General features: G+C 59.8%; 21 protein-coding genes. 12 read left to right on the forward strand and 9 right to left on the reverse strand.

Annotated features, from left to right (window positions below; genetic code table 11):
- Window positions 1-469: 469 nt before the first annotated feature.
- Window positions 470-1,246, forward strand: a complete 777-nt coding sequence (locus D0544_RS03480; RefSeq protein ID WP_125014615.1) for a 5'-3' exonuclease H3TH domain-containing protein — start codon at window positions 470-472, stop codon at window positions 1,244-1,246.
- An 18-nt stretch (window positions 1,247-1,264) separates the two neighbouring features.
- Here D0544_RS03480 and D0544_RS03485 read toward each other — a convergent pair whose 3' ends face one another.
- Window positions 1,265-3,367, reverse strand: a complete 2,103-nt coding sequence (locus D0544_RS03485; RefSeq protein WP_125014616.1) for a carboxy terminal-processing peptidase — start codon at window positions 3,365-3,367, stop codon at window positions 1,265-1,267.
- A 173-nt stretch (window positions 3,368-3,540) separates the two neighbouring features.
- Between D0544_RS03485 and D0544_RS03490 the strand changes: the two genes are divergently transcribed.
- The gene (locus tag D0544_RS03490) at window positions 3,541-4,509 is read left to right on the forward strand and encodes an NAD(P)H-quinone oxidoreductase (RefSeq protein WP_164880817.1); all 969 of its coding nucleotides are present in this window, start codon (window positions 3,541-3,543) and stop codon (window positions 4,507-4,509) included.
- A gap of 86 nt (window positions 4,510-4,595) precedes the next feature.
- On the opposite strand, the gene D0544_RS17080 is transcribed toward D0544_RS03490, so the two are convergent.
- Together D0544_RS17080 and D0544_RS03495 are read right to left on the reverse strand one after the other, a co-directional pair.
- The gene (locus tag D0544_RS17080) at window positions 4,596-4,766 is read right to left on the reverse strand and encodes a hypothetical protein (RefSeq protein ID WP_164880818.1); all 171 of its coding nucleotides are present in this window, start codon (window positions 4,764-4,766) and stop codon (window positions 4,596-4,598) included.
- A gap of 311 nt (window positions 4,767-5,077) precedes the next feature.
- Window positions 5,078-6,391 (reverse strand): M18 family aminopeptidase, encoded by a 1,314-nt coding sequence (locus tag D0544_RS03495; RefSeq protein ID WP_125014618.1) that lies wholly within the window; start codon window positions 6,389-6,391, stop codon window positions 5,078-5,080.
- A gap of 385 nt (window positions 6,392-6,776) precedes the next feature.
- On the opposite strand from D0544_RS03495, the gene D0544_RS03500 reads away from it, so the two are divergent.
- The 5 genes from D0544_RS03500 to D0544_RS03520 all read left to right on the forward strand — a co-directional run bounded on the left by D0544_RS03500 (window position 6,777) and on the right by D0544_RS03520 (window position 12,017).
- Window positions 6,777-8,012 carry a TackOD1 domain-containing metal-binding protein gene (locus D0544_RS03500; protein WP_207905750.1) on the forward strand — a complete coding sequence of 412 codons (1,236 nt, stop codon included), beginning with the start codon at window positions 6,777-6,779 and terminating at the stop codon, window positions 8,010-8,012.
- A complete protein-coding gene (locus tag D0544_RS03505) occupies window positions 8,002-9,318 on the forward strand; it encodes a glycosyltransferase family 2 protein (RefSeq protein ID WP_125014620.1) in 1,317 nt (438 codons plus the stop codon). The genes D0544_RS03500 and D0544_RS03505 overlap by 11 nt, the downstream gene beginning before the upstream one ends.
- 2 nt (window positions 9,319-9,320) lie before the next feature.
- Window positions 9,321-10,367 (forward strand): HlyD family secretion protein, encoded by a 1,047-nt coding sequence (locus tag D0544_RS03510; RefSeq protein WP_125014621.1) that lies wholly within the window; start codon window positions 9,321-9,323, stop codon window positions 10,365-10,367.
- Window positions 10,368-10,508: 141 nt separating this feature from the next.
- Complete coding sequence (locus tag D0544_RS03515) at window positions 10,509-10,895, forward strand: hypothetical protein (protein WP_125014622.1); 387 nt, start codon at window positions 10,509-10,511, stop codon at window positions 10,893-10,895.
- A gap of 21 nt (window positions 10,896-10,916) precedes the next feature.
- Window positions 10,917-12,017 (forward strand): tRNA-queuosine alpha-mannosyltransferase domain-containing protein, encoded by a 1,101-nt coding sequence (locus D0544_RS03520; RefSeq protein ID WP_125014623.1) that lies wholly within the window; start codon window positions 10,917-10,919, stop codon window positions 12,015-12,017.
- Here D0544_RS03520 and D0544_RS03525 read toward each other — a convergent pair.
- Genes D0544_RS03525 through D0544_RS03540 form a run of 4 tightly spaced genes read right to left on the reverse strand, consistent with a single transcriptional unit; the run spans window position 12,014 to window position 16,038 of the window.
- Window positions 12,014-13,087 (reverse strand): AbrB family transcriptional regulator, encoded by a 1,074-nt coding sequence (locus D0544_RS03525; RefSeq protein ID WP_125014624.1) that lies wholly within the window; start codon window positions 13,085-13,087, stop codon window positions 12,014-12,016. The genes D0544_RS03520 and D0544_RS03525 overlap by 4 nt on opposite strands.
- A 6-nt stretch (window positions 13,088-13,093) precedes the next feature.
- Window positions 13,094-14,614 carry a tripartite tricarboxylate transporter permease gene (locus D0544_RS03530; protein ID WP_125014625.1) on the reverse strand — a complete coding sequence of 507 codons (1,521 nt, stop codon included), beginning with the start codon at window positions 14,612-14,614 and terminating at the stop codon, window positions 13,094-13,096.
- Window positions 14,615-14,617: 3 nt separating this feature from the next.
- Complete coding sequence (locus D0544_RS03535) at window positions 14,618-15,064, reverse strand: tripartite tricarboxylate transporter TctB family protein (protein WP_243647234.1); 447 nt, start codon at window positions 15,062-15,064, stop codon at window positions 14,618-14,620.
- Complete coding sequence (locus D0544_RS03540; RefSeq protein WP_125014626.1) at window positions 15,061-16,038, reverse strand: Bug family tripartite tricarboxylate transporter substrate binding protein; 978 nt, start codon at window positions 16,036-16,038, stop codon at window positions 15,061-15,063. Before D0544_RS03540 ends, D0544_RS03535 begins: the two co-directional genes overlap by 4 nt.
- A gap of 183 nt (window positions 16,039-16,221) precedes the next feature.
- Between D0544_RS03540 and D0544_RS03545 the strand changes: the two genes are divergently transcribed.
- The 4 genes from D0544_RS03545 (at window position 16,222) to lpxL (ending at window position 20,374) form a co-directional block, all read left to right on the forward strand.
- Window positions 16,222-16,890, forward strand: a complete 669-nt coding sequence (locus D0544_RS03545; RefSeq protein ID WP_125014627.1) for a response regulator transcription factor — start codon at window positions 16,222-16,224, stop codon at window positions 16,888-16,890.
- Window positions 16,883-18,274, forward strand: coding sequence for a sensor histidine kinase (locus D0544_RS03550; protein WP_164880819.1), 1,392 nt, complete (start codon window positions 16,883-16,885; stop codon window positions 18,272-18,274). Before D0544_RS03545 ends, D0544_RS03550 begins: the two co-directional genes overlap by 8 nt.
- On the forward strand, window positions 18,271-19,356 hold the full coding sequence (locus tag D0544_RS03555) for an ABC transporter substrate-binding protein (RefSeq protein WP_125014629.1): 1,086 nt from the start codon (window positions 18,271-18,273) through the stop codon (window positions 19,354-19,356). Before D0544_RS03550 ends, D0544_RS03555 begins: the two co-directional genes overlap by 4 nt.
- A gap of 97 nt (window positions 19,357-19,453) precedes the next feature.
- Window positions 19,454-20,374, forward strand: coding sequence for an LpxL/LpxP family Kdo(2)-lipid IV(A) lauroyl/palmitoleoyl acyltransferase (gene lpxL, locus D0544_RS03560; protein WP_125014630.1), 921 nt, complete (start codon window positions 19,454-19,456; stop codon window positions 20,372-20,374).
- Between the two features lie 50 nt (window positions 20,375-20,424).
- Here lpxL and rapA read toward each other — a convergent pair whose 3' ends face one another.
- Together rapA and D0544_RS03570 are read right to left on the reverse strand one after the other, a co-directional pair.
- Window positions 20,425-23,301: an RNA polymerase-associated protein RapA gene (gene rapA / locus D0544_RS03565; protein WP_125014631.1), complete on the reverse strand. Its 2,877-nt coding sequence runs from the start codon at window positions 23,299-23,301 to the stop codon at window positions 20,425-20,427.
- 196 nt (window positions 23,302-23,497) lie between these two features.
- Complete coding sequence (locus D0544_RS03570; protein WP_125014632.1) at window positions 23,498-23,755, reverse strand: YebG family protein; 258 nt, start codon at window positions 23,753-23,755, stop codon at window positions 23,498-23,500.
- A gap of 157 nt (window positions 23,756-23,912) precedes the next feature.
- Here D0544_RS03570 and D0544_RS03575 point away from each other — a divergent pair, with 157 nt between their 5' ends.
- Complete coding sequence (locus D0544_RS03575; protein WP_243647236.1) at window positions 23,913-24,548, forward strand: alpha-ketoglutarate-dependent dioxygenase AlkB family protein; 636 nt, start codon at window positions 23,913-23,915, stop codon at window positions 24,546-24,548.
- Window positions 24,549-24,585: the final 37 nt, after the last annotated feature.

Consider the following 24,585-nt stretch of genomic DNA (forward strand, 5'->3'; position numbering starts at 1 on the left):
GCAGGGCGTTTTTTTTGTCCCATGAGTGCTGCAGGCTGGCGATCTGGCTGCCGGGGGCCACCCCGCTGTTTAAGCACGTCGGTATAATAGCCCTCCCTCTCTTCCGCCAGCAGGAAGCAGGCTTCCGCTCCCGATGACGAGCACTACCTGATCGTTAATTCTGTCGAGGGCTTCACTCTGCCTGGCAGGGACAAAAAAACAGGCGTCCTACTACTTTACAGCCCCTTTGGCTTCGTGTTATGCACATCAGCCGAACGTTTGGTACCACCGTCCATAGGGCAGGACTGGCAGATAGATTGCCGAGTCTTTATCGTAAGTCTATGAAAAATAAGACAAATTAATTGATCAAAAAATAGACAATTTGTAGATTTGTGCTTGGTTGTGCTGTTTTGGGCGCTTTTCCATACTTTGTCCCCAAAGCTATCCACAGATTTTGTGGACAACCCGGGATGGGCAAAAATAGGTCTTTATGAGCACAGCTGTAACCCCCGAAATAAAGCTTCTGCTGGTTGATGGCCTCAATTTGGTGCGTCGGATTTATGGTGCACAGCAGTCTGTGGATAAACTCGAGGCCACCGTGTTGGCCTCCCTGAAAAGAGCCATACGTGAGTTTTCCGCCACTCATCTGCTGGTGTTGATGGATGGGGGCGGGCTCAGTTGGCGTCATCAGCTCTACCCGGGCTACAAGCAGGGACGTAAACCCATGCCGGCCGAGTTGCAGGACTATCTGCCGCATCTGTTGCAGTGCCTGAGTGGGGAAGGGATGGCCGTGATGGAGCAGCCTGCGGTTGAGGCGGATGACCTGATTGCAGCGCTCGTTGCTCGCCTCGAGCGGCGGTCCCTGCGAATCTGCATACTCTCTACCGACAAGGGTTTTTTGCCGCTCCTCAGCCATCAGGTGACGGTGCGGGATCACTTCCGTGGATTCGACTGGACGGCGCAGGCGGTGAGGGAGCGGTTCGGGGTCGGGCCTTTGCAGTTACGGGATTACTGGGCACTGTGTGGGGACAGCAGTAACCATATTCCCGGGGTGAGCGGTATTGGGCCCAAGCGGGCAGGTGAGTTGTTGGAGCACTTCGGCAGTCTGCACAATGTGCTGGCGGCGTCCGAAACGATCGAGGGCCGGGTCGGGGAGCAGCTGCGCAACCAGCGCCAGCAGGCGTTATTGAGCCGACAGCTGCTGGAGCCCCTAACTGAGGTGAGACTTTTGGGAAACCTCAGAGAGTGTCGGCTGGAGGGCGCTTAGGCGCCCCCCCCTCGGTGGTCAGGAGGCGTTGGCGGCCACCCGTTGACGCATATTGATGTAGTCCAGCAGGATGCTGCCTGCCTCCTTCACGAAGGCGTCACTTTTTTCCTTGTTGCTGCCGCCGCCGTTGTGGGTTAACGGCGTATTGGTTTCATCCTCAACCGCCAGGGAGTCCAGCGTCGCCTCGCCGCGGGCGCTGCGATAGCGGTTTTCAATCTCAAGCCGCTGCTGCTGCAGGGCTTCATACTGCCCTTTACGGTCGCTGACCCGAAGAGGAAGCTGGGTGCGGGCATCCTGCTCGAGCCGTAGCTGCGTTTGCTCCTGCAGGTAGTTGAAGTCCGGGTCATTCGCGGCACGCTGTCGATGCAGCTGCTTGAGCCGGGTCAGGTAGGGCTCTGTGGGCTCAAACCCCATATAGGCCACAGGCCTTATCTGATCCCAGGGCAGGGCATCATCGAGGGCGCTTTCGCCGATCTTGCTGGTGTCATAGAGGGAGGGGAAGGGGATATCCGGTACCACTCCTTTATGTTGCGTACTTTGGCCCGAGATGCGGTAGAACTTGGCCAGGGTCAGCTTCAGTTGGCCGTGGTTCAGGGGCTGGATGGTTTGCACTGTTCCCTTGCCGAACGTCTGGCCGCCAATGATCAGGGCGCGCTGGTAGTCCTGCATGGCCCCTGCAAAGATCTCCGAGGCCGAGGCGCTCAGGCGGTCGACCAGTACCGCCATAGGGCCATCGTAGACCAGGTTGTTATCGGGGTCTTTTTGCACGTCAATGCGACCACGGCCATCCCGCACCAGTACAGTTGGGCCGCTGGGGATAAAGAGCCCGGTCAGCTCATTGGCCTCCTGCAAAGAGCCTCCACCGTTACCCCTGAGGTCGATCACCAGACCATCGACCCCCTCCTGCTCGAGTTCGGACAGCAGCCGCTTAACATCGCGGGTGGTGCTCTTGTAATTGGGGTCGCCGGACTGAGCGGCCTTGAAGTCGATATAAAAGGCAGGGATCTGGATTACCCCCAGCTTATAGCTGGTGCCATCGTGCTCCAGCTCAAACACCTCCTTCTGGGCGGACTGCTCCTCCAGCTTCACCTTCTCCCGGGTAATGCTGTAGATACGGGTAACCCCGCTATCACTGTCGGCGGGAATTACCTCCAGCCGTACCACCGAGGCTTTGGGGCCGCGAATCAGCTGTACCACTTCGTCGAGACGCCAGCCAATCACATCCACCATCAGCCCATCCTCACCCTGGGCAACCCCGACAATTTTGTCTGCTGGTTTAAGCTGGCCGGCTTTATCGGCGGGACCCTTGGCCACCAGGCTGACCACTTTGGTGTAGTCATCTTCCGCCTGAAGCACGGCGCCGATCCCCTCCAGGGAGAGGCTCATGTTGATATCAAAGTTTTCCGCATTGCGAGGGGAAAAGTATTGGGTATGGGGGTCGTAGATGCGGGCGAAGGCGTTGATGTAGACCTGGAACGCATCTTCATTGTTGTTCTGGTAGAGCCGGTTCAGCTGGGAGCGATAGCGTTTACCCAGCAGCTCACTGATCTCTTCCAGGTTTTTGCCACTCAGTTTGAGGCGCAGGGCGCTGTCTTTCAGCTGCCGGCGCCAGAGGTCTTCGAGTTCTGCCGAGTTGCTGGCCCAGGGGGATTGGCTACGGTCAATCTCAATGCTCTCCTCGCGGTCAAAGTCGAGGCGGTTGAGCTGGCTATCGGTGTGGCCCAGCAGAAAACGAAGACGCTCCTCAACCCGCTGCTGGTAGATATTATAAATGGTGAACCCCGGCTTCAGGTCGCCTGTTTTCAAAGCGTTATCGAGCTCGCTACGATAAGCTTCAAAATGCTCGATATCAGTGCTGGTAAAGTGGCTGCGGGCCGGGTCGAGGCTATCGAGGTAACGGTCAAGGATCTTGCTTGAGTGCTCGTCATCAAGCGGAATCTTCTCATAATGGGCCCGGCGCAATAGCTGCACCATGTTGACGCTGGCGATCGCCTGCTCCCGTGTCGGCTCGAGCGTGTGCAGTTGCTGTTGCTCCGGGGGCAGGATCTTGGCAACGGCAAGAGAACTCAGCAACAGGGCCAATGTAAGGGAAAGGGTTCTGCTGACTGCCTGCTTGACCATGGGGAATCTCTCAAAAATGCACAATAGAAAGTTGGAGCGTTAAAGCTTATGTTGGTTCCCATCCCGGGTAGGGGAACCGGCCCGCTTTTTTCTCGGGGCCCAGGGCCACAGCTTATGCGGAAATGGTTACTATGGGTAGTCTTGGGGCGGTTAGATGTGATGATGGAGGAGATATGAGCGAGATAAACGGATGGGTAGCAGTCGATGGCAAGGTTCAACGGGTTTCCCGTCCGGTGAACCCTCCGGGGGAGGGAGAGGTCTGTATCCGTATCCATGCCAGCGGCGTCAACCGGGCCGACCTGATGCAGCTCAAGGGGCATTATCCGCCCCCGCCGGGCTACTCCGACTTTATGGGGCTGGAGTGTGCCGGTGTGGTCGAGGCGGTTGGAGCTGGGGTCACGCAGTGGGAGGCGGGTGATGAGGTGATCGCTCTGCTGGCTGCCGGAGGCTATAACGATCGGGTGGTGTGCGATGCGCGTCAGTTACTGCCGCTGCCTGCAGGCTGGAGCATGGAGCAGGGGGCGGCCTTCGTCGAGGCGTTTGCCACCGCCTGGTTGAACCTCTACCAAATCGGGGCGCTTGAGAAGGGGGAGCGGGTGTTGCTTTATGCCGGCGCCAGTGGTGTGGGTTGCGCCGCCATCCAGCTGTGCAAACTCATGGGTAATCCGGTTACCGCGGTGGTGGGGAATCCGGCCAAGGCAGAATTCTGCCGTAAGCTGGGGGCCGATGAGGCGGTATTGAGGGATGCGGATTGCTGGCAAAATCTGGCGCGTCTGGCCCCGTTTGACCTGCTACTGGATTCGGTGGCCGGTGACTGGCTACCCAAAAGCCTGCCGTTGATGGCCGTGGACGGCCGCCTGGTGCTGATTGGTTTGATGGGAGGAAGCCTGTGTGAGTTAGATGCCGCCACGGTATTGATGAAGCGCTTGCGCATTCAGGGCTCTACCCTGCGGGGGCGAGCGGTTGAATTCAAGGCGCAGGTGCTGGCATCGATGAGGCATGCGCTATGGGATGCGCTCCAACAGCAACAGCTGGTACCGGTGATTGACCGTGTGTTCGAAAGGGAAGAGCTGTCCGCAGCCTTTGAGTATTTGGCCGGCAACCGGAATATGGGGAAAGTGGTTGTACGGGGGGAGCGGTAAAGCCCGAAGCGATCACACCCCGGCGAGGTGTTTCGTCAGGGCGACTGCACCGGCGGCGGATTCACCGGCGCAGTCAACAGAAGGCGCTAGTTATAGCTACGCACGAATCCGTCGTTGGACTCAACCGCAGGAATCTGGAACGTCATCAGCTTGGACTTGAACAGGGGTTCAACGTCCTCGTGTGCTTTTTTGGCTTTTTTAGCGAACTGCTGGCTGGAGATCGCTTCGATAAAATTAAAGGGTTTGCTTCTTTGCATGGGGCTTGGCTCCGCTATTTTCTATTGAATCAGTGTAGAGCCTTACTTGGCTAGACACTGTTGGTCAGCTGTATGATTGCTGAAGGTGTTAGTGATTCAGCGATGCTCTATGTTAGCAACTGTAGGATCGGGAAAATATTCGTATCAGTACGTATACGACCTCGACAAGGTCACCTTTTAAAAGCGGCCGTCGTCACAGATTGACGGCTTGGAGGGGGCTATAGGTGCTGCCGGGTTTGGGTCGGGTTGCGAAGGTGAGTGTGCGGATCCCTCAATCGGCTGCGGGCTGGATTTGGGGATCCGCAAAAGGGTCAGGCGAACGGCAGCTCCGCCTGCTGCATAAACAGACTCAGCGCCTTGTGCAGGTAGTTAAGGTCATCGGCCCCGGCGAGCTCGCGGATGGAGTGCATACCGAAGGTGGGAACGCCAACGTCTAGGGTACGGGTTCCGATCTCGGCGGCGGTAATGGGACCTATGGTGCTGCCACACGCCATATCACTGCGTACCACAAAGCTCTGGAAGGGAACTTCAGCCTGCTCACACAGGTGACGGAAGAGGGATGATGACTCGCTGTTGGTGGCGTAACGTTGGTTACTGTTAAGCTTGATCACGGGGCCTGCATTCAGGAGTGGCCCGTGCTTACCATCGTGGCGGTCGGCATAATTGGGGTGAATCCCGTGGGCGTTATCGACAGAGATCATCAGCGAATTCTCCATGCAGATGGTAAGGGATTCTCGCTCACCGAGTATACGCTCTAGCACGCTGGCCAGCAGAGGTCCCTGTGCGCCGCTACTGGACTGACTGCCCACCTCTTCGTGATCGTTGCACACCAGCAGGCAGGGTGCCTTCTGGTCCGCCTTTTCGCTGTTGGCCAGCAGGGCGCTGAGGCCGACAAAGCAGCTGAGCAGGTTGTCGAGGCGTGCGCTGGCAATAAACTCTTGCTTGAGCCCCACCACGGCCGGTGGCTGGGTGTCGTAAAAGGAGAGTTCGTAGTCCAGCACCTGGTCAATATCGCTGTGCTCGCCCTGGAGCCACTGCTTGAGCTGGGCGCGGAAGTCGGGCGCTTTCTCCTCGCCACAGAGACTGAGGATGGGGGGCAGCTGGGTCTGTGGGTTAATGCTTTGCTTGTCGTTCACTTCGCGGTTAAGGTGAATCGCCAGGCTGGGAATAAAGGCGATGGGGTCGCGCAGGTCGAGCAGGGCGCTGCGCAGTTTACCCTGCTTGCAGCGGTAACTGACCCGGCCCGCCAGCGACAGGTCACGGTCAAACCAGGGGTTCAGGAGAGCACCACCGTAAACCTCGACACCCAGCTGGAAATAACCTTTTTGCGACAGCTCCGGGTTAGGTTTGACCCGCAGGCAGGGGCTGTCGGTATGGGCACCCACCATACGAAAACCGCGCTCGGTAAAGGCGGCATCGGCGCAGGTAAAGGCCACCAGGGAGGAGTCGTTACGGGTCAGGAAATAGCGGCCATAGGGCTGCAACTTCCAACGCCGGGAGAGGTCGAGCTGCTCAAAACCGGCCTCCAGCAGGCGCTGGGACATTTCACGGGTAGCGTGAAAAGGGGTCGGTGAACGGTGCAGGAAGTCGATCAGTTGCGGGTGTAGGTTGCTGGCGTCGCCCATGGTCTCTCTGCGGGTGTGTTGAGAATGTTGGCGGCCATTATAGCGAGAGTCGCCAGCTAGCGACCAGCTTTGTGTTTTCCTTTATGATGGTTGGTACACCGCGAGCGTAGTGCTTGGGGCGTCCCCTAAACGTCGCAGAGTGGCGACTGCAATGCAGGTCGATTTTCTTATTCGGCCCCCACTGGTGCTGACGCCCTGGCAGCCTATACTCAGTCCTTGCTAATGGAGGGTTGACGCGGCCCATGGTCGGATTTTTTGTCAGGATTGATTAATGAATAACACTCTGTCGGTGTATTGTCTGGGCGCATGCGATTCAGTACCGACTCAACAAAGCTCAAAGGTACCGGTTGGGAATCTGGAAAGTTTGCCTGCGGAGCCGGGTGAGGTGTTGATCCTTGCACTCTCCCCTGAGCAGCAGGATCAAACCCTGCGGGCATTCCATCGATTACATCGTTTCTGGAGCTGGCGCATTTATGTCGTGGAGCCCAGCGACCTCTCTGCCGTCCTCTCCGATGGCCAGTGGGAGGAGGAGCGCTGCCTTGGCGAGCTTGAAAAACATCGGGCGAAACTTCCCTTGATTCATAACCCCGATGAGGTTGACCCCCTGCTGGGGTGGTTGTGGCTGGATTCGGGGCGCAGCCTGATTCCCGTTAAAGATGGCTCTGATGCATCGCTTTATGTCTACCCACTGCTGGAGTCCATTCACCCGGACCTGGAGTCTCCCTATCGCTACCTGATGTCCGAACTGAACCGTGAGTTGCTGGGCACTGAACAGCTTGTCGATCGGATCAGGGTGTGTGGCGGATGTCAGGGAGGGCACCTGAACTACCTCGATGTCTGCCCGTTTTGCCATGAGCTCGACATCGAATCGAGCCAGTCCTTGCACTGCTTTACCTGTGGTTATGTCGGCGAGCAGGGAGAGTTTTTGCGCAGCGGAAGACTGGAGTGCCCGAAATGCCTGACGCCGTTACGTCATATCGGGGTGGATTACGACCGGCCTATTGAGACCCATCGCTGCAACAGCTGTAACCAGAAATTTGCCCAGGCGGATACCCGGGTCAGCTGCTTTAGCTGCGGCCAGAAAAATGAGATCCACGATCTCATTGTCAGAAAAATACATCAGTACAAAATTGGTTATCAGGGGGGGCACAGTATTCGTTACGGCCACCGGCTGACGACGCCGGAACTGATGCTGAAAGGCAAGGTGGACGCGGCTTTCTTTAATAGTCTGCTGGTGTGGTCAAACAAGCTGGCCAGGCGCACCAAGCAGCAACACCTGCTCATGGGGCTTTATCTGCCCGGTCTTGCCGATTACGGGAAGCTCTACGGCGAGGCCCGGATGTTTGCCCTAACCGAGCAGATTGCCTACCGCCTTAACGGGTTATTCCGGGAAACAGACGTCTGTTGCCAGGTTCGGAATGAGTTGCTGTTGGTGCTGATGCCCTATGCTGCCCGGGAATCGCTGCCCGTATTGCAGAGCAAGATAGAAACGCTGGCGGCAATGATCGAGGAGGATGACTTCCGCTTGCAGGTGTTTGCCTGGGGTCTGCCCGACGATACGCTGGCCGATGATGCGGCGAACTGGATCCAGAGCCGGCTCACCCAAGTCTATGCAAGCTGATAGCCTCCACATTATTGAATACATCCTGGGGATGGTGTTTGCCAACACCGAGTTGTTGCTGTTGCTGTTGCCAATGCTGGTACTGTTTGAACTGCCGCTGGGGTTGACGATTCTGGTCGGTATCTTCCGCTGGTCTGCACAGAATGTGCACTCTGTTCCTCAGGCTTTCCCCGATATCAGTGTGGTGGTGACCTGCTATAGTGAGGGGCGCGATATCGCAATTACCCTCGACACCCTGGTAGAGCAACTCTATCCCGGTAACATCGAAATACTGGCGGTGGTGGACGGTGCCTCCCAGAATCTGCTGACCTACCAAACCGCGCTAATCTCAATGCGGCTGCACAGTGGCCAGCCGAGGCGAACCATTCGAGTCATTCCCAAGTGGCAGCGAGGGGGGCGCGTCTCGACACTCAATGCCGGTTTGGCAGAAGCCGGCGGGGAGCTGGTGATCAACGTCGACGGGGATACCTCGTTTGACAATGATATGGTGCTAAGAATGCTGGAGCAGTTTGGTGACCCGAACCTGGTCGCTTGCGGCGGGGCGCTTCGGGTACGTAATTGGCGCACAAACCTGCTGACCCGGATGCAGGCCATGGAGTATATGCTCTCCATGCAGGCAGGAAAAACCGGTCTGGCCAATATCGGGGTGATCAACAATATATCCGGCGCCTTTGGCGCGTTCAGGGCGCCGTTACTAAAACAGCTGGGGGGCTGGGATACCCATACGGCTGAAGATCTCGACCTGACGATACGCCTTAAGCAGTACAAACAGCGTTACCCCGCCTTGCGGCTGGGATTTACCCCCCATGCGGTCGGCCACACCGATGTTCCTGACACGCTGAAGGGGTTGGTCGCCCAGCGTTTGAGGTGGGATGGGGACCTGCTGTTTATTTTCCTGCGCAAGCACAAGAAGGGGCTTACCCCGACCCTGCTGGGCTGGAAAAATTTTTTATTCACCCTCGCCTATGGGGTTTTGCAAAATGTGCTGCTGCCGCTGTTGGCGGTGGTCTTCATACTCTACCTGTTGCTGGCATACCCCATCAATTTTGTAGGGGCGCTTATGAGCGTTCTTTATATTCTCTATTTGCTGGTTTGCACGCTGTTCTTTGCAGTTTATCTGCTGCTGATTTCAGAACGGTCCCGGGATGATTTTATGATGATTAAATGGCTACCCCTGTATCCGCTTTACCAGTTTTTTATGCGCCTGATCACCGCCTTTGCGATGATTAACGAGACGGTTAGGCGGGGACATGAGGAGTCCAGTATGGCGCCTTGGTGGGTATTGAAACGTGGTAACCGGTTTTAAATATGAAAGTTGATTTCCATCTCGATAAGCAGCTAAACCCGACCTCCGAACAGGGTATGCGGGTAATGTATGGCCAAGCCAAGCGGGGGGGCTATCGATTGCGTTGGTACCTGACACTGGCGCTGGTTATCAGCCCGTTGCTGGCGATGGCCTATTACCTGTTTCGAAGCTATGTGATGGTTATCGCGTTGGGAGTGGTGACCACCGAGCCGGTCACTATCACGGCAACCAACGATGGTGTTGTCGATACAGTGCGGGTGCGGGTTGGGGAGACGGTAGCGGAGGGGGATACGCTGTTAAGTATGAATAACCCGGTACTCTCCGCTGAAATTAATTTTCTAGAAAATGAGCTTTCATCACTCAATAAGCGACTGGCCAACTCGACACTGGAGAATCTCGCTATCTATCAAGAGGCCATTGATGATGCGAAAAATAACCTTGCGGTGATGTCCACCATTCGGGAGCGCTACGATACCTATCGCTCCTCTGGCAAGGTATCCGATGTGGATTACGCCTCGGTGATCAGTGTCCACAGCCAGGCGGAGCAGTTGCTGAACAGCAGTACGGTTGACTATCACCGGGCCCGGATTGAAAACGAGGTGCGCAGAACCGCTGGTTCCATCGCCCAGGCCCAACGCCAATTGATGGGCAACCTGGTGGTTAAAAAAGCACAATACAATAGCCTCAACATCGTTACCCCTTACGGCGGCTATGTGGTGGATGTGGAAGCCTCGGTGGGTCGCCGGGTCTTTGTGGGTGACCCCCTGATAACCGTGTCTCGCCATATACAGCCCAAGGTCATGGCCTATCTGAACCCCCGCCACCTCGATAAAGCCAAGCGTGGCAGCCAGGTGCGGGTGACATTCCCGGATGGGCGCCGCTACGGGGCAACGGTAACGGAGGATATCGAGATGACCAGCCGCCTGCCGAGCTCCCTGAGCAAGCCCTTTGAAGGGCAACCGGCGTTGCTTAAAGTCACCCTCACCCTGGATGAGCCGCTCCAAAAGGGAATGTGGGTAGAGGGTATCCCGGTCGAGGTTATTTTTTGATCCCCGTGCCGGCCAGAGCTATAAGGTCCTGAGGGAAGCGCGTTATGCAGCCCCGGCCATAGAGCCTTGGGCCCCAGGCGCTCAGCAGGCAGCCCCGCATTGTGCGGATGTTAGAGTCGAGTGGAAAACAAGGGGGTGGCCATGACAGCCATCAGTCTACTGTCACGGGTATGGATCTGCTCGGTGCTGATAGCGGGCGGGGTGTGCGCGGCAGAGCCCCCCGCGGTCAGTGACTTTCGCTTCCCTCTGCCGGGGGAGTCCACCGTCAAGCCCACCCCCATCGATGAGCTGAACCGCTCCGGCCTCCAGCCACCCCCGTCCCCGGTTGTGGGTGAACCCCATGCGCCGGTCATCGAAGGCAGTGGCGCAAGCAGAGGCCAGACCGACAGCCTGGGGCAGGCGATCAGCCCCGCCGGCAAGGTGCTGGGCACGGTGGATTCGCTGGGTCGTGTGATTGAACCCGGTAGCGGGGCGATTCGTGGGCAGACCCCAGCTGCTGGCCAGCCCCTGCGCCCTCTCGTAAAATAACCTCTTTTTCAGGGGGTTCCGATGAAGGTGCTGTTGTTGTCGGCCTATGACGCCGTCAGTCATCGCTATTGGCGGCAAGGGCTGGTGGCTCAGTTCCCCCAGTGGAACTGGACAGAGCTGGTGCTTCCGGCACGCCATTTCAGTTGGCGAGTTCGCGGCAACAGCCTGAGCTGGGGGCTGGGACAGCAGGATCTGCTCAATCGCCACTACGACCTGGTGGTCGCCACCTCCATGACCGACCTCTCGACCCTGCGTGGGCTGGTACCCCGGCTGGCCTCGATCCCCACCCTGGTCTATTTCCATGAAAACCAGTTTGCCTACCCCCTGAGTGATCAGCGCACCCATTCGGCGGTGGAGTTGCAGATGCTCAATCTCTACACCGCACTGGCGGCGGACCGGGTACTGTTCAACAGCCACTACAACCGCACCAGCTTTCTCGACGGGGTCAGTGCCCTGTTGACGCGTCTGCCTGACCACGTGCCTGCCGGCGTGCGCGAGCGCCTGGAGGTTCACTCCTCGGTGCTGGCTGTGCCGCTTGTCGAGGAACCTGGTCCCGCCTGCGTACCGGACTGGGGCGGTGAGGCCGGTGCCCTGCGGCTGGTGTGGGCGGCGCGTTGGGAGTATGACAAGGGACCCGATCGGTTGCTGGCGGTCCTGCGGCGGCTCGAACAGCGAGGGCGGCCCTACCGCCTTTGCATCATGGGGGAGCGGTTTCGGCGGGTGCCGGAGGCGTTTGATACCATCGCTCGAGACTTCGGCCATCGACTGGCGCAGTTCGGTTTCGCTGAGTGTCGCGAGCAGTACCTGGGCTGGCTCGCCTCGGCCCAGTTTTTCCTCTCTACCTCCCTGCACGAGTTTCAGGGGGTGGCGGCGCTGGAGGCGGTGCAGCAGGGCTGTGTCCCGCTATTGCCGAACCGGCTGGCCTATCCGGAACTGGTGCCTTCCCGTTATCTCTACACCGGCAACCCGGGGGATATCGATGCGGAGGCCGAGGCAGTGGTGGAGCGGCTGTTGCAGCTGGCGCAGGAAAAAGCAGGCGCCCCCGATGTGAGTGCTTTGGGGTGGGGTGCGATGGCCGACGCTTATCGTGACCAGCTTGAGGGGATAGCGGGGCGCGGCTAGCGGTAGCGCTGGGCCCAGGCGAGCATGAGCGGCAGCAGAGCACTCATCAACAGCATGCGGGTAATCTGGTGCCCTGCCACGAAGGTTGCGTCAACATCCAGGCTCAGGGCGATAGCGATCATTACCTCGATACCGCCCGGCGCATAGGCCAGCAGGGCCTGCAGCAGCGGTACCCCCAACAGGGTGCTGAGCAGGAGGGCGAAGAGGGTGGTGATGCACAGAGTGACCACCAGCCCCACCAACGCGTTGCCCAGAACGGGGATCATCGCCTTGAGGTCGATGCCGGCCAACCGGGCTCCGAGACTGGTGCCCAACAGCAGCAGGATAAAGGTAAACAGCAGCGGAGGGATGCTGACCTCCCAGCCGAGGCCGAAACGGGCCAGCAGGGTGGCCAGCAGGCCGCCGACCAGCATGGGCGCGGGTGCCCGCAGTTTGGCGGCGAGACGACCGCACAGGAAGGCGGCTACCAGGGTCACCAGTAGCGTCAGGCTAGGGATATTGGCCTCCAGACCGGTGGTCGCCACCGGCTGCAGCGGAAAGATCAGCGGCAGGCAGCTGACCAGGAAGATCAGGCGAACGCTGTGGACGAAGGCGATACGCTCCGCCCTGAGGCCCGACTCCAGGGCAAACATCATGATGATCGCCAGATTGCCGGGAATGGCACTGAGCAGAGCGTCCTCCCGTCGCCACAGGCAGCGGCGCCGGTAGTAGAGGTAGAGGATCGACATCAGGCAGGCCAGCATCAGCAGCATCAGGGCCAGGCTGATCCCCCAGTGGGGCAGCTGCTCCAGCAACCGGTGGTTGATACTGGACGCAATGGAGATACCCAGCAGCAGCCCGATCAGGGGTGCGGTGGCGCTGGGCATCTGCAGGGGAAGCCCGCCAATAACACCTGCCAATACCAGGAACAAGGGGCCCAGCAACCAGCCGGAGGGTAACCCCAGAAGCTGGGCAAGCGCCCCCCCCGCCACCCCGGTGGCCAGGGTGACCAGAATCCAGCGGTAGCGGGTGGGTGCCGTTGGAGGCTGGGTGCCATCTGCGGTCTGGGGGGTGACAGGGGGGCGCTCCATCAAGACTTACTCATCCACCTCGGGTAGCAGGCGCTTCAGTCCCTGCTTGCGCCGCCGGGCAACGTAAGGGATCACCAGGGCGGCAACCGAGGCCAGGGCCAGCGAGTAGGTGATGGGGCCGTTGAGCAAAATGCTCCAGTCGCCGCCACTGATGGAGAGTGCGCGTCGCAGGTTCTCCTCCAGTACCTCACCCAGCACCAGGCCGAGGATGACGGGAGCCAGGGAGAAGTGCAGCTTGCGCAAAATAAAGCCGAACAGTCCCAGCAGCACCATGAAGTAGAGATCGAAACTGTCACCGTGGATCGAGTAGATACCCACGAAGGTCAGCATCACAATCACCGGCACCAGGTAAGCCTGGCGGATAGAGAGCAGGCGTACAAAGAGGCCGATCAATGGCAGGTTCATCACCAACAGGGCGAGGTTACCCACAAACATGGAGGCGATCAGGCCCCAGGCGATCTCCGGCCGCTGCTCGAACAGCATAGGGCCCGGGGTGATGTTGAACATCAGCAGGGCCCCCAGCAGGATCGCGGTGGTGCCGCTACCGGGAATGCCGAGGGTCAGCATGGGAACCATGGCACCGGCGGCAGAGGCGTTGTTGGCCGCTTCCGGCGCCGCCAGGCCGCGGATATCCCCCTTGCCGAACTGATCGTCGTGGCCTTCGGCAAAGCGCTTCTCGGTACCATAGGCCACCGCGCTGGCGATGGAGGCACCGGTTCCGGGCAGTACGCCGATCAGGAACCCGATGATGGAAGAGCGCAGGATCACCCAGCGCACCTTGATCAGGTCGGCGAGGGAGACAAAGCTTTTACCAACCGGCGTCAGGGCCAGGTCGTTTTTAGCCCACTGCTCCAGCAGGACCAGCACTTCGCTGATGGCGAACACCCCGATCACCACCACCAGGAAATCGACGCCGTCAAAGAAGTTGGGGATCCCCAGGGTGAAACGCAGCACCCCGGTGCCGGAGTCAACGCCAACGGTGGCCAGCAGCAGTCCGATCAGCGTACCGATCAGGGTCTTGGCCGGACGGCTACCGACCATGGTGGCCAGGCAGGTGAAGGCAAACACCATCAGCAACACGTACTCGGAGGGGCCGAAGCGGATAGCCAGCTGGCTGAGCAGGGGCGCCAGTGCCACCATCAGCAGCAGGGCCGCGATACTGCCGGCAAAGGAGGCGACCGCCGACAGCGCCAGGGCGCGACCGCCTTCGCCCCGTTTGGCCATGGGGTAGCCATCGAGGGTGGTCATGATGGCGCCGGCATCACCGGGTACGTTCAGCAGGATGCTGGAGATACGGCCGCCGTACTCGGCGCCGTAGTAAACCCCGGCCAGAAGAATCAGTGCTGACTCCGGCGGCAGGCCAATGGCGTAGGCCAGTGGCAGCAGGATAGCCACGCCGTTGATGGGGCCAATGCCGGGGAGCGAGCCGATCAGGGTGCCCGAAAAGCAGCCCAGAATCACCAGCATCAGGTTGAGGGGGGTCAGGGCAACCGCAAAACCGGTCGCCAAATGGGATAGCACATCCATGGATCAGCCTCCAAACAGGGTTCCAAGAGGCACATTGAGCTGTAGCGCCGAGGTGAGCAGAAAGTAGCTGAGAACGCTCATTACCAGGGCGTAGGCGCCGGCTTTGAGGGGCTTTTGCCCGAACGCCCAGCAAAAATAGCCGCCGACCAGAGTGGTGGCGATGATAAACCCTGCCGGTTCATAGAGGCGTGCGTACAGGTACATGGCCACCAGGGCACTGCCCAGCTTCAGTAACAGAGAACCGGAGGGCTTCCAGCTATCCGCATCGGGCTTGATCAGCAGCCACAGGCAGCTAATGGCCAGCAGTGTAGCAAGGATGATGGGAAAGGCTTTGGGGCCCAGGGGCTCGTATTGGAAGGGTACCTCGATGGCCAGTGCTGCCCAGACAACCAGTCCGGACAGCAGCAGGCCTGTACCCGCGAAGATGCGGTCGTACACGGCTATTCTCACTTAATCAGTCCAGCTTCCCTGGCGAGCTCACGCATGTATCCCACACGCTGCTTGACCAGGGCGTCGAACTCTTCACCCTGCATTTTGAACGGCAGCAGCCCCTTGTCAGCCACGACCTGGAGGAACTGGTCGCTCTGGTAGGCTTTGGCGAACTGGCCGGCCCAGTACTGGTAGGCTTCGTCGCTCACCTCCGGTCCCATGTAAAAACCGCGCAGAATCGCCCACTCGGCGTCAAAACCCTGCTCCTTGGCGGTGGGGATTGCGCTGAACTCGCCATCCAGGCGCTCAGGTGCCATCACACCCAACATTTTCAGCTTACCCGCCTCGAGCTGGCCCACCATCTCACCCACGTCACCGGGGTAGATCTGGATGTGACCGCCCAGCAGTGCGGCGATCGCTTCACCGCCCCCTTCGTAAGCGACATAGCGCATCTTCTTGGGGTCCACACCGGAGGATTTCATCAGGATAGCGGCCTTCATCCAATCCTGGCTTCCCACGCCACCGCCGGCACCCAGAACGAACTTGGTGGGATCGGCTTGTACCGCCTTGACCAGGTCCGCCAGGTTGTTCCAGGGTGCGTCGGCCTTGACAATAATGGCACCGTAATCGACCCCGGCGGCCCCGACCCAGCGTACGCTGTTTTCATCCAACGCCTGGCCGAACTTGCCCTGGGCGATGTTCAGCAGGGAGCCTGAGCTGAAGGCCACCAGGGTATCGTTGTCGCCCCGGCGGTTGGCGTTGATGTGATTGTAGGCGACGGCTCCCACGCCTCCGGGCATGAAGGTCACGGCCATCGGGGTGGGCAGCAGGCCGGCATCGGCAAATCCGTTGGATACGATTCGGCAGGTCAGGTCAAAACCACCGCCGGGTTTGGCGGGGGCGATACAGCCGGGTTTGCTGGGTTCATAGGCCAGTGCGCTGAGTGAGCTGCACAGACCCAGGGCCAGAGCCAGTGCTCGTGATTTGAAGGTCATCGTATTTTCTCCAGTGATATTTATTGTTGTGCTCTCCCCCTGCGCGTACAGGGGTTGAATCTGGAGGCTAACCCAGTTACCTGACAGCATCCTGACAGCGAATCGATTTCTTTTTGGTGAGCGTGGCCAGCAATTGTGGTCGAATAGGGGCTGAGCGCAAACGGAGTGTGATCGGGGCGGTAGATGCGTATATTGCTGGTTGAGGATAACGAACCCCTGGCCGAGGCTACCCAGGAGTATTTCCGGGATCAGGGGCACCCGCTGGACTGGTGTGGCTCCGCCGAGTCGGCGGAGGGGCTGCTGGCGCACCAGGGGTTTGACCTGTTGATTCTCGATATCAACCTGCCGGGCAAGAGCGGATTCCAGCTGTTGCAGCAGCTTCGCAGCCGAGGCGACTCGGTTCCGGTATTGGTGTTGACGGCGCGGGCCGAGGTGGATGACCGGGTCAGCGCCCTGGATCTGGGAGCCGACGATTACCTGGTCAAGCCCTTCGATTTTCGCGAACTGATCGCCCGCTGCCGGGCGCTGCTGCGGCGCCAGCAGGGGGTAAGCAGCAGTGAGTTGGTGTGCGGCAACCTGGTCTATAACAGTGCTACCAGCAGTCTGCGCATCGGAAGCGAAGCGGTTGAGCTTCGGCTACGGGAGAGCCAGCTGCTGGAGCTTTTCCTGGGCAGCCTGGACCGGATCCTGACCAAGGAGCACATCGCCAACCAGCTCTATCGTTTTGACGAGGCCTATACCCCCAATGCGGTTGAGCAGACCCTGACCCGGTTGCGAAAAAAACTGCAGGGCTCGGTCCTGCACATTAAAACGGTTCGAGGGTTGGGCTACCTGGCGCATGTTGATGACTGAGCTTAACCGCTACTCCCTGCGCTGGCGCTTGTTGGCCGGCACCGCGGGACTTCTGGGGGGCATGCTGGTGGTGCTCTGTATCGCGGTATGGCAGTACGCCAACCGTGCCGCCGACCTCTCCTATGACCGCCTCCTGACCGGAGCGGCGCTGGCGATCCTCGAGCGGGTGCGCAACCACGAAGGGCGGGTGGAGCTCGACCTTCCCTACGCCGCGCTGGAAATTCTGGAGCTGGCCCCGCAAGATAAGGTCTATTACCGCCTGTCTGGCCCCGACGGCTCGGTGCTCACCGGCTACGAGCAGCTACCCGGTCCGGATCACTACACCCCCTCCGCGACCCCCCATTTTTACAACACCCGGTTTCTGGGTGAACCCCTGCGTGTTTTGGTGGTGAGTAAGCCCATGGCGGGCTTTGGCCTCGATGGCTGGGTGCAGCTTTACCTGGCCCACGGACGCCAGGCGCGCACTGAGCTGAGTAAGGAGATTCTCATCGGGGAGGTGGTCGTCCTGGCGCTGGTGGTGCTGATCGCGTTGTGCTGTCTGGGTTATGGCATTAGCCGTACCCTGCGCCCCCTGCGCCATCTCTCCCGCGAGCTTGCACGCCGCTCCCCCTCGGAACTGTCCCCGATCTCGGGAACCGGGATTCGAGAGGTGGAGCCGCTGGTGGAGGCGATTGAGCTCTACCGCTCGCGCCTGCAGCTGAGCCTGGCCAATATGCAGGGGTTTATCGCTGACGCCTCCCACCAGATACGAACCGCCCTCAGCGCCATGCAGGCCGAACTCGATATCGCCGAGTACAAGCAGGAGGAGGCGGACCAGCTCCGGGCCCGCATGAAGACCCTGCGTCACCAGCACCGCCGTCTCAGTCGCCTGACCAACCAGCTGCTGGCCCACGCCCTGGTGACCCACCGCCGTGACGCCCTGGAGCACGCCACGTTCAACCTCAATGAGCTGTTACAGGAGGTGTTGACCGAAGTGGTGCGGGACTACGCCCACACCGCGGTGGAGTTCAGCTACAGTGCCAGCGCCGATAACAGCTTTCTGCAGGGCGACAGTATCAGCCTCAAGGAGGCGGTCAGGAATCTGCTGGATAACGCGCTGAAATATGGCCCCCCCGACAACAGCATCAGTCTCTCCCTGGATCATGAGGGGGGGGACCTCCGGGTTCTGGTGGAGGATCGTGGGCCCGGTATAGCCCCAGAGGACCGCGCGCGGGCGCTGGAGCGTTTTGGCCGCCTGGGGACGGCTAACGCCATGGGCTCGGGGCTGGGGTTGTCGATCGTGAAAACGGTGGTCGAGGCCCATGGCGGTCGCATTGCCCTGCTTGCTGCTGAGCCGGTGGGGCTGCGGGTGGAGTTGAGGTTTCCCCAGAGGAGAAGCGGATGATTCGGTGGTGGGCATGGGTGGCGCTATTGGGCGCCCCCTGGGTAGCAGCAGCGGTCAGCGATCGCACTACGGTTCCCACCGACCCGGTGGAGGCCTTTTCCGATCCGGTGATGAGCCAGCGCCTGGTGATCTTCAGTGCCACCGATATTGAGGCCATCGCACCGGTGATTGCAGCCTTCGAGGCGCGTCACCCCGGCATCAAGGTGGAATACCACGATTACCAGACCAACCAGCTCGACCGCGACCTGCGCAGTGGAAAATTGAAGGGGGATGTGGTGATCAGCTCGGCCATGGACCTGCAAACCCGGCTGGTCAATGATGGGTATGCCCAGGCTCTGGATATCCCCGAGGCCCAGGTGATGCCCTCCTGGTCTCACTGGCGGCAGGAGATCTTCGGCTTCTCCTTCGAACCGGTGGTGGTGGCCTACAACAGGCGAGCGTTTGCCGGGCGCAGGCTCCCCACCACCCACGAAGCCCTCGCCAATGACCTGCGGGTTAACCAGGCGCAGTACCAGGGGCGGGTAGGGACCTACGATATCCGCCTGTCGGGAGCGGGCTACCTGTTTGCCACCCAGGATGCCGTTGTCTCGAGTATCTCGGCTCGCTTGCAGGAGGGGCTGGGTCGGGCGAGCGCCAAGCTCTATTGTTGCACGAACGACATGCTGGATGAGGTCGCCGATGGCGAGATTGACCTGGCCTATAACCTCTTGGGCTCCTACGCGCTGGCGCGGTCACGAGCAGATCATCGGCTCGGAGTACTCCTGCCGGAGGACTACACCCTGGTGATTACCCGCACCGCCTGGGTACCCCTGTCTGCTCCCAACCCCGAGCTTGCCACCGAATTTATCCGCTTTCTGCTTTCACTCGCGGGGCAGCAACAGATTGCTGATAACAGTGAACTGATCCCGTTGCACCCTGACATACAGGGGCGACTGGCCGTCCGCAACCTCAAGGGACAGCAGGAGCTGCGTTTTCAGCCGATCGGTGTCGGGGCCGCGTTGCTGGTCTACCAGGATCGCATGAAGCGAGAGCGCTTTCTCCGGGAGTGGCAGGATGCCTACCAGCCCGGCGCTGCTCGATAACGTTTCGAAACACTAAATTTGCCCAGCTGGTTGATCGATCACTGTACAATTGTGCGCTTTTAGCGACCCACCCCCCGTCGATAGGGCACCTCTGCTTATGGCGTTTGAAACTCCCCGTTTTCACTGGCATTTTTTATCCCCCCGCTTCTGGCCTCTTTGGCTGGGCCTCGGGATAAGCTGGCTGGTGGTACAGCTTCCCTATCGGGTGCTGCTCGTCATCGGCCGCAAGTTGGGGCGACTGATGCTGCGCTATGGGCACAGGCGAGCCCGGATCGCCCGCAAAAATATTGAACTCTGTTTTCCCGGGCTTTCCGCGGCCGAACGTGAGGATCTGTTAATTCGAAATTTCGAGTCGATGGGAATTGGAGCCCTAGAGGTCGGCATGAGCTGGTGGTGGCCAAAGCGTCGACTTTATCGGCTCTTTGAGGTGGAGGGTGGGGAACACCTGAAAGCGATTAAGGAGCAGGGAGCCTTAATGCTTTGCCTGCATTTCTCGACGCTGGAGGTGGGAGCCGCCTTTCTTTGCTATTTTGCCGGCATTGATGGCATGTACCGCAAGCACCGTAACCCGCTGTTTGACTGGGTGCAGCAACGAGGGCGCATTCGCCACAGTCCCCAGGGTGAGACCATCGAGCGGGAAGATGTGCGCACCATGATCCGCCGGTTGCGGCAGAAACGTCGTATCTGGTATGCCCCGGATCAGGACTATGGCCCCAAACAGAGCCTGTTCGTGCCATTTTTTGGCGTTACCGCCGCCACAGTGACCGCCACTTCACGCTTTGCCCGGCTCGGTAATGCACGGGTATTACCCTGTTTCCAGACCCGGCTGCCCGATGGCAAGGGGTATCGCCTGCGCATTCTCCCGCCGCTGGAAAATTTCCCCGGAGAGGATGAAGCGGCTGATGCTCGGCGCATCAATGAGCTGATCGAGGCGGAGGTGCGTAAGCAGCCGGAGCAGTACATGTGGTTGCACCGTCGTTTCAAGACACGCCCACCCGGGGAGCCCTCGTTCTATTAGAGGCGGCCGGCTCAAGGGGGTGGCTGCTCTCCCTTGAGCGAACCCTGCGGCTAGGCGGCGACAATGACCCGGATGGCGTCCAGCTGCAGCTGGGCCTGGCGCAGTTTGGCTTCACCATCGCGTGCCAGTGACGTCAGGTGGGCCAGCTCCGAGTCACGGATGTTGGGGTTGACCGCCTTCAGTGCCAACAGGCGCTGGAGCTCGCTGCTGATCTCTTTACGAAACTGCTGGCAGGCACCCTCGATTACCTGGTCTACCTGACGGTGAGCGGCCTTGTCCGCGGCCCCCAGTGCATCAATCAACGGCTGGCGCTGGGCACTGATCAGTTGGCGGGCGGTCGCCCGCTTGAGGGGTTGCAGCTGGCTGTCGAGGGTATCGAAGGCGACCTTGTCGGCCAGATCATTGCCCTTGGGGTCGATCAGGGTCCGAATCGCAGTGGGGGGCAGATAACGCTTGAGCTGATTGCGTTCGCCACCGGGGCTGGTGATGACGTAAACCGCCTCAACCAGCATGGTGCCGGGGGTGATTCCACGATTTTTGATCAACCCTACGGCGCTGTTACCCAGCTCGCTGCCGAGGATCATCTCCATCCCCTCCAGAACCATCGGATGCTCCCAGCTGACGAACTGCATGTCCTCGCGCGCCAGCGCCTGCTCCCTGTTCCAGGTCATGGTAGCGCCATCACGCGGCAAGCCGGGGAAGTCGTGCAGCAGGGACTGGTCGGAGGGGCGGACAATGATGGCGTTGCGTGAGTGTTCTTCGCTTTCCAGCCCGTAGCAATCGAGCATCAGGTTGAGGTAGCGTTTGAGCGCGTCCACCTCGGCCGATTGCTGGATGCTGTCGATCAGAGGCTCGGTGGGTTCCATGCCGCGGGAGTTGAGTTCAAGCAATCGGTCGCGTCCCTGCTGCATCTCCTGCTGCAGGGTTTCCCGTGAGGTTTTGCTCTCTTCGACCAGTGCCGCCAGGCGTTCGTCATCCGAGGCAACGCCCTCGCTCAACAGTGCTATCAGCGACTGGCCGTAACGGCTGAACAGGGCGCTGCCGGTGGGGCAGGTATCGATAAAGGCATTAAGTCCCTCGTGATACCAGCGATAGAGGCTTTGCTGGGCGGAACCGCTAAACAGCGGGACGTGCAGGCGAATGGTCTCGCTCTGGCCAATACGATCGAGGCGGCCAATGCGCTGTTCCAGCAGGTCCGGATTGTCGGGCAGGTCGAACAGCACCAGGTGGTGGGCAAACTGGAAGTTACGCCCCTCGCTACCAATTTCCGAGCAGATCAGTACCTGGGCACCGAACTCCTCTTCTGCAAAGTAGGCGGCCGCCCGGTCACGTTCCATGATGCTCATCCCTTCGTGGAAAACGGCGGAGGGAAGACCCGAACGCACGCGCAGGGCCTCGTCCAGCTCCAGTGCCGTCTCTGCCCGGGAGCAGATCACCAGGACCTTCTGTTTGAGGTGCCTGAGCAGAACCATAAGCCACTCGACGCGGGGGTCGAAGCGCCACCAGGGGTCGCCCTCAAGGCCGGAGACCTGCTGCTGGTAGGCCCGCTCGGGATAGAGCTGGCTGGCGAGCGAAGGGTGCTCCTGGGTGGCAAGGGTGTACAGCTCCGGCAGGGGGAGCGGGTAGTCCTGCACCACCCGGCCGGGAAAGCCCTTGATCGCCGCCCGGGTATTGCGAAACAGCACCCGGCTGGTGCCATGGCGGTCAAGCAACTGGCGAATCAGCTGCTCCCTGGCCTGCGCCCGCTCAGTGCTCGATTGTGTGTTGTTGGCGGCCTGCAAACAGGCGGCGTTGTCCGCATCGTTGAGCAGGGCCCCCAGGGTATTCAGGGTTTCATCGGGTAGTGGCTGCTCACTCAGTAGCTGCTGCACGGCCTCCGCAACCGGTTGGTATTGCGCCTCCTCCTCGAGGAACTGCTCGAGGCTGGGATAGCGGTCGGGATCGAGTAGCCGCAGGCGGGCAAAATGGCTCTCCTTGCCGAGCTGTTCCGGGGTGGCGGTCAGCAGTAGCACCGCAGGGGTCTCCTGCGCCAGCCGCTCGACCAGTAGGTACTCGTCGCTGGGGCTCTCCGCCTGCCACTGAAGGTGGTGGGCCTCATCGACCACCAGCAGATCCCAGCCCGCTTCCACTAATTGTTGTTGCAGCGGGCCCGGCTCGGCCGCCAGCTGGATAGAGCAGATCACCAGCTGCTCACTTTCGAAGGGGTTCTCCTCGCTGAGCTCTTCACAGCGGGCGCGATCAAACAGGCTGAAGTGGAGATTGAAGCGGCGCAGCATCTCGACCAGCCACTGGTGCTGGAGGGTTTCCGGCAGCAGGATAAGGACGCGTTTTGCCTCACCGGTCAGTAGCTGGTGATAGAGGATCATGCCCGCTTCAATGGTTTTTCCGAGCCCTACCTCATCGGCCAACAGAACGCGGGGGGCATGACGGGTAGCCACCTCGCGGGCGATGTGAAGCTGGTGCGGAATGAGGCTGGTGCGAGCGCCGCACAGCCCCAGGAGCGGGGAACGCAGCGTGCGGTTGTAGTGGGAAAGGGTGCGGTAGCGCAGTGCAAACTGGTTGAGCTGGTCTACCTGCCCGGCAAGTAGGCGCTCGCGGGGCTTATTGAATTGAATGAAGTTATCGAGGCAGGACTCGGGCAGCGTCTGCGGCTGCCCATTCTCGTCGACCCCCTGGTAGGTAATCAGGCCTTCTTTCTGGGTCACCTCGGTGACCTGAAGACTCCAACCCTCATGGCTTTTGACCCGGTCGCCAATGGTGAATTCGATGCGGTGCAGGGGGTGGTTATGTCGTGCGTAGGCGCGGGTTTCGCCACTGGCCGGATAGAGCACGGTGATCAGTCGATGATCCAGGGTGAGGATAGTGCCCAGTCCAAGGTCATTCTCTGCCTCGCTGATCCACCGCTGCCCGGGAACGAAATCGATCATATGGCCACCACCCTCCGTAAAAAAAGGCGCTATGGTAATGAAAAGATGCGGAATAACAAGGGGAATTGTAGCAAGGGCGCCGTTGAGTGGCGGTAAAAGGCCTGGCGAAGAGTAAAACCTGGAGGGTGCAGCGCCACCCCGTGGGGGTGGGGGGAGTGGGGTGACGCTGCAAAACCGGAGGTGGTTATGGAGGCGACTAGGGTTCCGGGTTATCGCTGATCTCCAGGATCAGCTCAGGTTTTCCTTTTAAGGCCTGCGCCAGGATCTCTTTGTGACGGGCCAGCAGCAGACCGATCTCTTCGGCCAGGGTGTCGTCAATCTGGGTAAACTGGCGCTCCAGAAGCGAGGTAATGTTCGCTGCCAGCTCCAGCATTTTGTCGTGCTCTTCAGCGGATTTTTTATCGGCGAACATGCTCCCGTCCCTATCACATTGCCACATGGGGATTACTGCCATCGTCTACCTCGTTTAGCCATCAATGGTTGGGTAATTGGTTTGATGACTGTATATATAAACAGTATTGTTGTCCAGTCTGTTTTTGTCACCGGGTCGCAAGATGAGACATCGGCTGGGCTGGAAAGGCGAAGGAGATAGACCCAGTGGGAGGCGAAGTGTGAAAGTGACCAAGAAAGAGGCAGGCAAAAGAGTTGTCTGTAACTCGCAGGGATACCCTCTTTCCGTGATGGATGGGGAGCTGTACTGGTACCCTGATTTTATAGATCCCGTCTCTGCCTCGGCCCTCTATCGCCAGCTTGAAAAGGAGGTGATCTGGCGCCAGGACTATTTGCGGATGGGCGCGCGCCAGGTGGCGATTCCCAGGTTGCAGGCCTGGTATGGCGAGCAGGGTTATCGGTACTCCGGGCTCTATCTGGAGCCCCAGCCCTGGCTGGCGGCTCACAGGCAGCTGCTCGCCCTGTTGGAGGAGCAGCTGGGGCTGAGTTTCAATTCGGTACTGATGAACCTCTACAGGGATGGCAATGACAGCGTGGGCTGGCACGCCGATGATGAACCGGAGCTGGGGATAAACCCCTGTATCGCCTCCTTGAGCCTGGGGGCTACTCGACGGTTTCACCTGCGCCATCGGGAGCACACTGAGCAGCGTTTATCCCTCGAGCTGGGCCATGGTGCATTACTGGTGATGTCGGGGCCGATGCAGCACCACTGGCGTCACCAGATTCCCAAGACCCGGCGTCCGGTGGGGCCGAGAATCAACCTGACCTTTCGCTCGATTAACCCGCCAGAGGGGTGAGGCAGGTCAACTTATCAGTATTGTCACCTGTTTCTGT

The sequence above is a fragment of the Aestuariirhabdus litorea genome, from assembly GCF_003864255.1.
GTDB lineage: Bacteria > Pseudomonadota > Gammaproteobacteria > Pseudomonadales > Aestuariirhabdaceae > Aestuariirhabdus > Aestuariirhabdus litorea.

Excerpts from the sequence above, each read along its gene's own strand:
- D0544_RS03480 (WP_125014615.1), top strand. The coding sequence starts at position 470 with ATGAGCACAGCTGTAACCCCCGAAATAAAGCTTCTGCTGGTTGATGGC.
- D0544_RS03485 (WP_125014616.1), bottom strand. The coding sequence starts at position 3,367 with ATGGTCAAGCAGGCAGTCAGCAGAACCCTTTCCCTTACATTGGCCCTG.
- D0544_RS03490 (WP_164880817.1), top strand. The coding sequence starts at position 3,541 with ATGAGCGAGATAAACGGATGGGTAGCAGTCGATGGCAAGGTTCAACGG.
- D0544_RS17080 (WP_164880818.1), bottom strand. The coding sequence starts at position 4,766 with ATGCAAAGAAGCAAACCCTTTAATTTTATCGAAGCGATCTCCAGCCAG.
- D0544_RS03495 (WP_125014618.1), bottom strand. The coding sequence starts at position 6,391 with ATGGGCGACGCCAGCAACCTACACCCGCAACTGATCGACTTCCTGCAC.
- D0544_RS03505 (WP_125014620.1), top strand. The coding sequence starts at position 8,002 with ATGCAAGCTGATAGCCTCCACATTATTGAATACATCCTGGGGATGGTG.
- D0544_RS03510 (WP_125014621.1), top strand. The coding sequence starts at position 9,321 with ATGAAAGTTGATTTCCATCTCGATAAGCAGCTAAACCCGACCTCCGAA.
- D0544_RS03515 (WP_125014622.1), top strand. The coding sequence starts at position 10,509 with ATGACAGCCATCAGTCTACTGTCACGGGTATGGATCTGCTCGGTGCTG.
- D0544_RS03520 (WP_125014623.1), top strand. The coding sequence starts at position 10,917 with ATGAAGGTGCTGTTGTTGTCGGCCTATGACGCCGTCAGTCATCGCTAT.
- D0544_RS03525 (WP_125014624.1), bottom strand. The coding sequence starts at position 13,087 with ATGGAGCGCCCCCCTGTCACCCCCCAGACCGCAGATGGCACCCAGCCT.
- D0544_RS03530 (WP_125014625.1), bottom strand. The coding sequence starts at position 14,614 with ATGGATGTGCTATCCCATTTGGCGACCGGTTTTGCGGTTGCCCTGACC.
- D0544_RS03540 (WP_125014626.1), bottom strand. The coding sequence starts at position 16,038 with ATGACCTTCAAATCACGAGCACTGGCTCTGGCCCTGGGTCTGTGCAGC.
- D0544_RS03545 (WP_125014627.1), top strand. The coding sequence starts at position 16,222 with ATGCGTATATTGCTGGTTGAGGATAACGAACCCCTGGCCGAGGCTACC.
- D0544_RS03550 (WP_164880819.1), top strand. The coding sequence starts at position 16,883 with ATGACTGAGCTTAACCGCTACTCCCTGCGCTGGCGCTTGTTGGCCGGC.
- D0544_RS03555 (WP_125014629.1), top strand. The coding sequence starts at position 18,271 with ATGATTCGGTGGTGGGCATGGGTGGCGCTATTGGGCGCCCCCTGGGTA.
- lpxL (WP_125014630.1), top strand. The coding sequence starts at position 19,454 with ATGGCGTTTGAAACTCCCCGTTTTCACTGGCATTTTTTATCCCCCCGC.
- rapA (WP_125014631.1), bottom strand. The coding sequence starts at position 23,301 with ATGATCGATTTCGTTCCCGGGCAGCGGTGGATCAGCGAGGCAGAGAAT.
- D0544_RS03570 (WP_125014632.1), bottom strand. The coding sequence starts at position 23,755 with ATGGCAGTAATCCCCATGTGGCAATGTGATAGGGACGGGAGCATGTTC.